This is a genomic window from Reyranella sp. (assembly GCF_050185545.1).
In the GTDB taxonomy this organism is placed as follows: domain Bacteria; phylum Pseudomonadota; class Alphaproteobacteria; order Reyranellales; family Reyranellaceae; genus Reyranella.
Genome location: NZ_JBFWZI010000096.1, coordinates 1 through 8094, shown reverse-complemented (window position 1 = coordinate 8094; position 8094 = coordinate 1). Strand labels below are relative to the sequence as shown.

Genomic DNA, 8094 nt, shown 5'->3' with positions numbered 1-8094 from the left:
GTCGGTCTCACCGTACGCCAGATCGAGGAGAGCATCCCGGCGGCGCAGCACCTCCCCGTGTCGCACCGGGCATCCACGGCAGAAGGGGGCGATCCGCACCTGCGCAGCGTCGAAGCCGTCGTCGGCCATCGCGTCCATCTGCTCGACGGCGTGGCCGGGCACGTCGAGGACCTCCTGGTCGACGCTGCCGACTGGACCATCGCATACATCAGGGTCGACACCTGCAGGTGGCGCCCCGGCGACAAGGTGCTCCTTGCGCCCAGCTGGGTGCGCGAGATCAATTGGCCCGAGAGGCTGGTGCGCGTCGACGTCGACCGTCAGCGCATCGAGAGCGATCCTGCAAGCTGCAGGGCCGTGTGGATGAGGAGGCGAAGCCATGGCGGAGCGCACTGCGAGGGCCGGGAGAGTTCCGGCGCATCGGATCAAGCTCAAGCGGGCCTATCTGCCCGCCGCCGCCGGTGACGGAACGCGCATCCTGGTGGATCGGCTGTGGCCGCGCGGGGTCAGGAAGCCCGACGCGGCGATCGACCTCTGGGCCAAGGACATCTCGCCGAGCACGGCGCTGCGCAAATGGTTCGACCACGATCCGGCGCGTTGGCCCGAGTTCCGCCGCCGCTACGCCGCCGAGCTGCGCCGCCATCCGGACGAGCTCGCCGAGTTACGCGCCCGCGCGCGCCGGGAGCCCGTGACCCTGGTCTTCGCCGCGCGCGACGAGCTCCACAACGACGCCGTCGTGCTCCGCGCCGTCCTTCTCGGCCGCTAGCGCACGTTCCGCTCAGCCGGATCAGGCGAGCGGAAGGTCGTGTTCGGAACGCCTGGAATCCAGAGACCGAAGGACTCCCGAATGTCCCTGAAGCGCCTGCTGCGCGAGGTCCGGGCGTGCACGATCTGCGAGACGGCCCTGCCGCTCGGCGCCCGGCCGATCCTGCAGCTCGCGAGCGCCGCCCGGCTGCTGATCATCGGCCAGGCACCCGGCCGGAAGGTCCACGCGACCGGCCTGCCGTGGAACGACGCCAGCGGCGACCGCCTGCGCGACTGGCTGGGCCTCGAGAGGGCGGCCTTCTACGACGAAGGCCGCGTGGCGATCCTGCCCATCGGTCTCTGCTATCCCGGCAGCCAGCCGGGCGGCGGCGACAAGCCGCCGCGCCGCGAGTGCGCTCCGCACTGGCATGCACGTCTGCTCGGGCACCTTCCCGCGATCGAGGCGACCCTGCTGGTCGGCCACCACGCTCAGCGTTTCTATCTCGGCTCGACCGGCCGAGGGACGATGACCGATACGGTGAGAGCATTCAGGCACTACGGGCCGCGCTTCGTGCCACTGCCGCATCCGAGCTGGCGCAGCACCCTGTGGATGCGCCAGCATCCCTGGTTCGAAGCCGAGGTCGTCCCCGAGTTGCGGCGGATCGTGCGCCGGGCGACGCGGCCTTGATGCGGGCGCCCATCACGGGACGGCAGCGTGCCGCTGCCGCCGGGCCACCGCCGGCAGGGCATGGACGTGAACATGATCGCCCGCATGACGCGCGAGGATGCGCATGGCGCGCTTCTCGTCCGCGGCATCCCACGTCCGGACCCACAGCAGCAGGCCGCCGCGATCGACCTGCTCCTGAAGATGGCGGCCGTGCTCCTCGCCGAGCCAGCGCGCCAGGAACGATCCGATCAGCCCGCCCGCACCGCCCGACAGGGCGGCGCCGACGATGGCCGCAGTGAGGGCTCCGCCGGAAGCCACGATGGCGCCCGCCGCCGCCATGGCGCCCACATACATGAGAATGCCAATCAGCCCGCCCTCGGCGTCGCCGATGGCTTCGGGCGAGACGTAGGCGGTGCGCGGGATCACCGGATCGTCCTCGAGCGAGCCGATCTTGCGGTACCGGTGCGCGAGCTTCTGGTCGATCGCCTGCTCGCTCGCGAGCAGGCTGAGCTCGGCACGGTGGAAGCCCGATTGGAGCAACTCGTCGATAGCGCCCTGCAAATCCTCCGGACGATGGAAGACCCCGACGGCTTCCCTGACGGTACGGCTCTTCTGCTCGGTGGACATTTTCGACACTCCCTCTGGGTGCTTCCGTCGTGGCTGTCGGGAAGACCAAGGGCAGTATCGACGCCGGAGACAGCGAAAGCCTTTCTCGTGGACATTGCGCACGAGCAAGGCGCACGGCGCCACGATGTCGTCGACTGACAGATGGCTGGCGGATCCCGCCGGCCGAGCGAACATCAGGAGCATCGCGATGAGCGTCACACCAACCCGACAGGCACGTGCCGTCCAACCGGACCACGATCATCTCGACGAGCTGCTCGATCAGGCTCTTGCGGAAAGCTTTCCCGCCAGCGATCCCGTCGCCATCGACTTCTCTGCACCTCGCGACAGGAACGCGCGCGAGAAAGGCGAAGGGCGCTGACATCAAAGGCCGGCGCCGGAGGCGCCCGCCATCCTCGTGGCGCTCCGGCGATCATGTTCCTCGTCGCTGGAGCGCAGGGCGACTACGAGGCCCACCAACCTCCAGAGGTCAGTCGGCCTCGGCCTTCAGCAACGCGGCAACGCCGAGACTGAGCCAGCCCAGGATGAAGGCGGCGCCGCCGATCGGCGCGACCGCGCCGAACCATCGCGGGCCGCCGAAGGCGAGGGCGTACAGGGCGCCGGGAAAGAGCAAGCTGCCGGCCAGGAACAGGCATTGCGCGACGAGAGCCCAGGGGAGGTTCACCGCCGCGCTGCGCGCTAGGGCGACCACGGCCACGATCGCCAGCGCATGGATCATCTCGTACTGACTGCCGGTCTGCAGCCACTCCCGCGCCTTGCGGCCAGCCTCGGTGGAGAGATCGAGGCCGTGGGCGGCGAAAGCGCCGATGGCAATGGAAATCGCGCCGCTCAGCGCCGCGATAATTATCCAGCCCTTTGCGGCTGCAGTCACGGACCTACTCCGGCCGCGGCACCGGTCACGGACCTACTCCGTCCGCGGCGGCGGCCGGCCGCCGGCCGTCATGCCGCCGTCGATCACCAGCTCCTGGCCGGTCATGTAGTTGGCGGCATCGGTGCACAGGAACAGCACGCCGTTGGCGATGTCCTGGGCCTCGCCGACGCGCGTCAGCGGCACGACCGCCGCGGCGCGTTCGCGCGGATCGATCGGGGCGTTGCGGCGATTGCCTTCGGCGCCGGTCGGGATCTTGCCCCAGATCGGCGTGGCGATGATGCCGGGATGCACCGAGTTGCAGCGGATGTTGTCGGCAGCATGCTCCAGCGCTACCGACTTGGCGAGGAGGCGCACGCCGCCCTTGGTCGCCGAATAGGCGGCGAGTCCCGGCGCACCGCGCAGGCCGGCGATCGACGACATAAGCACGATCGAGCCGCCGCCCGCCCGCCGCAGCGCCGGGATGGCGTGCTTGATCGACAGGAACACGCCGTCGAGATTGATCGCCTGCTGCCGCTGCCAGTCGGCGAGAGTCATGCTCTCGATTGGTGCCATGACCCCGATGCCGGCATTGGCGACCATGATGTCGAGCCGGCCGAAGCGCTTCTCCGCCTCGGCGACCACACCCGGCCACGCCGCCTCGTCGCGCACGTCGTGATGCAGGTAGTGTGCCTTGCCACCCGCCTTCGTGATGCGGTCGATCACACCCTTGCCCAGCGCGTCGTCGACGTCGGTCACCAGGACCGACGCTCCTTCGCGCGCCAGCGTTTCCGAGCAGGCCTCGCCGATGCCCGAGGCGCCACCGGTGACGATGGCGACTTTGCCGGATACCTGGCCCATCAGCGGCCCTTGAAGTTGCCGAGGCGCTTCTCGGCATAGGACTTGATGCCTTCCTTGAAGTCCTCGGTCTTGCGCGTCCAATCCTGTTCGGTCAGCTCGCGCTCGGTCGCCGCCTCGGCGGCATCGGCGAAGCCGCGACGCATGGTCTCGCGCGTCGACTGCACCGCGAGCGGCCCGCCCTGGGCGATCTCGGTGGCGAGCTCGAGCGCCGCCTTGCGCACGTCGGCCAGCGGCACCAGCACGTCGGCCAGCCCCCAGGCATAGGCCTCGTCGCCGCCGATGCGGCGGCCGGTATAGAACATCAGGTTGGCGCGCTGCTGGCCGATCAGGCGCGGCAGGGTGAAGGTGAGCGAGAAGCCGGGATGAAAGCCCAGTCGCGTAAAATTCGCGGAGAAGCGCGCCTCGGAGCAGGTGACGCGAAAGTCCGGCATCACCGCAAGGCCGAGGCCCCCGCCGATCGCCGGGCCCTGGATCGCCCCGACGCTGGGCTTCTTGGAGCGGAACAGGCGGGTCGCCTCCTTGTAGAGATGCTTACCGCTTTCGGCCGAGCCGGTCTGCGGCCGGTTCTGGAAGTCGGCGCCGGCGCAGAACGACTTGCCCTGGGCACACAGCACGTAGGACCGGATGTTGACGTCGCGATCGAATGCCTCGAACGCATCGGCGATCTGGTTGATCAGCGAATTGTCGAAGAAATTGTGCGGCGGACGCTGAATCTCGACGATCCCGACATGGCCTTCGGTGCTGACGCCGATATCCTTGTAGGTGCCGCTCATTTTCTTCTCCCTCGGCTATAAGTGAGCGGCGATATTGCCCCGCCGCCGGGGCGGCCGTCGAGTTGGGAGGATCGAAAATGCCGCAAAGCGAACACCACGCCCTGGTCATCGGGGGCGGTACCATGGGCGTGGGAATCATCGCCATGTTCCTGGGCGGAGGATGGAAGGTCGATGTCGTGTCGCGCTCCGCGTCGACGCGCGACGGCCTGCCGGCTGCCTGCGCCCGCGCTCTTGGTGCCATGGGCAAGCCCACCGATACAACGGGGCTGAAGACCTTCGCCACGCTACCCGAGGCTTCGTGGTCGAACGTCGCGATCGCCGTCGAAACAGTCACTGAAGATTTGGCATTGAAGCGACAATTGTTCGCCGGGATGGAGAAGCTCGCCACACCTGGCGCTGCCCTCACCTCAAATTCATCGAGCTTCCCGATCAGCAAGATTGCCACGGGCCTGGCGACGCAGCATCGCATGATGGGCCTGCACTTCTTCATGCCGGCCCATCTCATCCCGCTGGTCGAGGTCGTGCGCTCGGTCCACACCGACGTGGCCAAGGCCGAATGGGTCGGCGGGATCATGGCAACGCTCGGCAAGCGGCCGGTCCAGGTGAAGAAGGACGTGATCGGCTTCCTCGGCAACCGCATCCAGGGCGCGCTGATGCGCGAGGCGCTGTGGCTGATCGAGCAGGGCGTCGCCTCGCCCGAGGACATCGACGCCACGGTCCGTCTGTCGTTCGGGTTCCGCTATGCCGCGGCCGGCCCGATCGTGCAGAAGGAGCATTCGGGCTGGGACACGACGTGTGCGGTGGCCAAGATCATCTGGCCCGACCTCACCAACGCCGACGGCCCGCCGCCGGTCCTGCAGCGCAACGTCGACGAGGGCCGCATCGGCTTCAAGACCAAGCGCGGCTTCTTCGACTGGGACGACGAGTCAATCGCCAAGGAGCGCGCCCGCTACGAGCGCGCGCTGCGCAAGTGCCTGGAGATCTTCCGGGATGAAGGCTTGCTGAAGTAGTGGCGCTCTTCTCCTCCCCAGCGAAGCTGGGGAGGTGTCGCCGTCTTACGGCGACGGAGGGGTCATGCTCTCTTGGACCGCGGGCCTCTCGCCGGCGGTCCGGAAGAACATGAGCGCCATCGGAGTGGCGCGCTCCCAGCGCATGACCCCTCCTTCCGCGAAGACGCGGACACCTCCCCAGCGAAGCTGGGGAGGAGCTATGAGTTACGCTGCGCGGCCGCGATGGCCGCCACCGCCGCCGACGCGGCGGCGCTTCCAGTGGGGGCGGCGCTGCTGGTTGTTGTTCGGACGGTCGTCCGAGCGCGTTCCATCGGGCGTGCGGTCGCGATAGTCGCCGAAATCGTGACCGAATTCATCACGCGCAACCGGACGCTCTTCATGTCGCCGGTGCGGATGATGGCCGTGGGCAGTATGGCCAGGGGCATGATGACCATGCGGGTGATGCCCATGCGCATGACCACCGCGCGGGTGGTCGCCGTGCGGGCGATGCGGCTGGCCGGCATGATGCCCGCCATGATGCCCATCGCGCGGATGTCCATCGCGCGGATTATCGTCGCTGCGATGGCCGTGCCGATGCGGCTGCTGGCCGCGCGGGCGGCGCGGCCCGCGATGCTCGCCAGGGCGATCGTCACGATGCTCTTCCGGAGCGCGCAGCGCGGCCGCCGCCGCCTGCTGAGGCAGGTCCTCGTTGGCCGGCGTCGGCAGCACGGCGATGCGCTGGTTGGTCAGGCGCTCGATGCTCTTCAGCTGGCCGCGTTCGCTGTTGTCGCAGAACGAGATGGCGATGCCCGAGGCGCCGGCACGCGCGGTTCGGCCGATGCGGTGGACGTAGCTCTCGGCGTCGGCCGGCAGCTCGTAGTTGATGACATGGGTGACGCCCTGCACGTCGATGCCGCGGGCCGCCAGGTCGGTGGCGACCAGCACGCGGGCGCGGCCGCGGCTGAAGCTGTCGAGCGCGCGCTGGCGCGCGTTCTGCGACTTGTTGCCGTGGATCGCCTCGGACGGTACGCCGCGGCCGTCGAGCGCCTCGGCGACGCGGTTGGCGCCGCGCTTGGTGCGCGTGAAGACGATGACGCGCTCGAGCGCGGAGTCGGCCAGCAGGTGGCTAAGCAGCGCCCGCTTGGTCGCGGCATTCACGAAGTAGACGCCCTGGTCGATCCGGTCGACGGTTCGGCCCTGCGGGGCGATCTCGACCCGCTCGGGCCGGTGCAGGATCTCGGCCGCGAGCCCCGCGATATCGGGCGGCATGGTCGCCGAGAACATCAGGGTCTGGCGCAACTTGGAGACCGCGCCGACGATGCGGCGGACGTCCTTGATGAAGCCCATGTCGAACATGCGATCCGCCTCGTCGAGGACGAGGAAGGTCACGCTGCCCAGCCGGACATTGCCGCGCTCGACCAGGTCGAGCAGGCGACCCGGCGTCGCGACCAGGATGTCGACGCCGCGATTGAGCGTCTCGATCTGCCGGCCGAAGCCCAGGCCGCCGATCACCATGCCGAGGCGCAGGCCGAGGCCCCGCCCGTAGGTGTCGAAGCTGCGCGCGATCTGCACGGCAAGCTCGCGGGTCGGCGCCAGCACCAGCGCCCGCGGGCTTTTAGGCTGGGCGCGACCGCCCTGCGCGGCAAGATGCTGCAGCACGGGCAGCGCAAAAGCCGCCGTCTTGCCGGTCCCCGTCTGGGCGATGCCGAGCACGTCGCGACCCTGCAGCAGGGCCGGGATGGTGCGTGCCTGGATCGGCGTGGGCTGGGTGTACTTGGCCGCGCTCAACGCACGCAACAGCGGCTCGGACAGTCCGAGGTCCGCAAAGGAAACATCAGTCACTGGAAATACAAATCCTTGTCGTCGCCCAATGAGGCGGCGTTTGGCCCGTACCCGCGCGCGGCTGGGTGGGCTCTTGCTTCTAGGAGATTGTCCCGGGATGAAGCGCCAATCTTGGGGCGCGTCGCGCGATCGCGAGAAACCTTACCGGCCCGCAGCGGTGCGGGCTGGCACGGATATGATGCTGCACTGCGGCAATGTCAAGGCATTCTTCCGGACCGCGGGCGTCTCGCCCGCACAACAACAGCATTATCGGGCGAGAAGCCCGCGGTCCAATAAAACAGTGGCTCGCCATCCGCCCCAGCAGCTTTCCGGGGAGGTTGCCGGTGGGCTCGTTGTCGCGCAGCAGGACCAGGCCGTTGACGATGGTGGCATGCATGCCGTCGCACTTCTGCCGGAGGCGCTTGGCGCCGGCCGGCAGGTCGTTGACCACCTCGGGCATGCGCGCGCCGATCGTGTCGGGGTCGAACACCACGATGTCGGCCGCCATGCCCTCGCGCAGCAGGCCGCGATCGTGGAAGCCGAACTGGGTGGCGGTGTCGCAGGTGATCATCTTCACCGCCTCCTCGAGCGTGAAGGCCTGCTTCTCGCGCACCCAGTGGCTCAGCAGATGGGTCTGCAGCGAGCTGTCCATGATCTGCGAGACGTGCGCGCCCGAATCGGAGAAGGTCACGACCGAGCGCGGATGCTTCATCAGCTCCAGCGCCTCGACCTGATCCTCGTTGGCGATCGGCTGGATCATGAAGAACTTCA

General features: G+C 68.6%; 10 protein-coding genes. 4 read left to right on the top strand and 6 right to left on the bottom strand.

Annotated features, from left to right (window positions below; all coding sequences use genetic code 11):
* Positions 1–376: 376 nt before the first annotated feature.
* Together AB7O82_RS22730 and AB7O82_RS22725 are read left to right on the top strand one after the other, a co-directional pair.
* On the top strand, positions 377–763 hold the full coding sequence (locus AB7O82_RS22730; RefSeq protein WP_428620236.1) for a DUF488 domain-containing protein: 387 nt from the start codon (positions 377–379) through the stop codon (positions 761–763).
* Positions 764–844: 81 nt separating this feature from the next.
* Entirely contained in the window at positions 845–1429 is a 585-nt protein-coding gene (locus tag AB7O82_RS22725; RefSeq protein ID WP_428620234.1) for a uracil-DNA glycosylase family protein, read from the top strand.
* 12 nt (positions 1430–1441) lie between these two features.
* Here the strand turns inward: AB7O82_RS22725 and AB7O82_RS22720 are convergent, their stop codons facing one another.
* On the bottom strand, positions 1442–2035 hold the full coding sequence (locus AB7O82_RS22720) for a hypothetical protein (RefSeq protein ID WP_428555793.1): 594 nt from the start codon (positions 2033–2035) through the stop codon (positions 1442–1444).
* A gap of 187 nt (positions 2036–2222) precedes the next feature.
* Here AB7O82_RS22720 and AB7O82_RS22715 point away from each other — a divergent pair, with 187 nt between their 5' ends.
* A complete protein-coding gene (locus tag AB7O82_RS22715) occupies positions 2223–2393 on the top strand; it encodes a hypothetical protein (RefSeq protein WP_428555790.1) in 171 nt (56 codons plus the stop codon).
* Positions 2394–2501: 108 nt separating this feature from the next.
* Here AB7O82_RS22715 and AB7O82_RS22710 read toward each other — a convergent pair whose 3' ends face one another.
* From AB7O82_RS22710 to AB7O82_RS22700, 3 genes are read right to left on the bottom strand one after another with little or no spacing between them, the layout of a single operon-like run.
* On the bottom strand, positions 2502–2903 hold the full coding sequence (locus AB7O82_RS22710; RefSeq protein WP_428555787.1) for a DUF423 domain-containing protein: 402 nt from the start codon (positions 2901–2903) through the stop codon (positions 2502–2504).
* A 33-nt stretch (positions 2904–2936) separates the two neighbouring features.
* Positions 2937–3743 (bottom strand): SDR family NAD(P)-dependent oxidoreductase, encoded by an 807-nt coding sequence (locus AB7O82_RS22705; protein ID WP_428555796.1) that lies wholly within the window; start codon positions 3741–3743, stop codon positions 2937–2939.
* Positions 3740–4513: an enoyl-CoA hydratase/isomerase family protein gene (locus tag AB7O82_RS22700; RefSeq protein ID WP_428555785.1), complete on the bottom strand. Its 774-nt coding sequence runs from the start codon at positions 4511–4513 to the stop codon at positions 3740–3742. Before AB7O82_RS22700 ends, AB7O82_RS22705 begins: the two co-directional genes overlap by 4 nt.
* 77 nt (positions 4514–4590) lie before the next feature.
* Here AB7O82_RS22700 and AB7O82_RS22695 point away from each other — a divergent pair, with 77 nt between their 5' ends.
* Positions 4591–5523: a 3-hydroxyacyl-CoA dehydrogenase family protein gene (locus AB7O82_RS22695; RefSeq protein WP_428620232.1), complete on the top strand. Its 933-nt coding sequence runs from the start codon at positions 4591–4593 to the stop codon at positions 5521–5523.
* 204 nt (positions 5524–5727) lie between these two features.
* Here AB7O82_RS22695 and AB7O82_RS22690 read toward each other — a convergent pair whose 3' ends face one another.
* Positions 5728–7344 (bottom strand): DEAD/DEAH box helicase, encoded by a 1617-nt coding sequence (locus AB7O82_RS22690; RefSeq protein WP_428554604.1) that lies wholly within the window; start codon positions 7342–7344, stop codon positions 5728–5730.
* A gap of 79 nt (positions 7345–7423) precedes the next feature.
* A partial coding sequence (locus AB7O82_RS22685; protein ID WP_428620230.1) for an amidohydrolase family protein occupies positions 7424–8094 on the bottom strand: 671 nt, incomplete at its 5' end.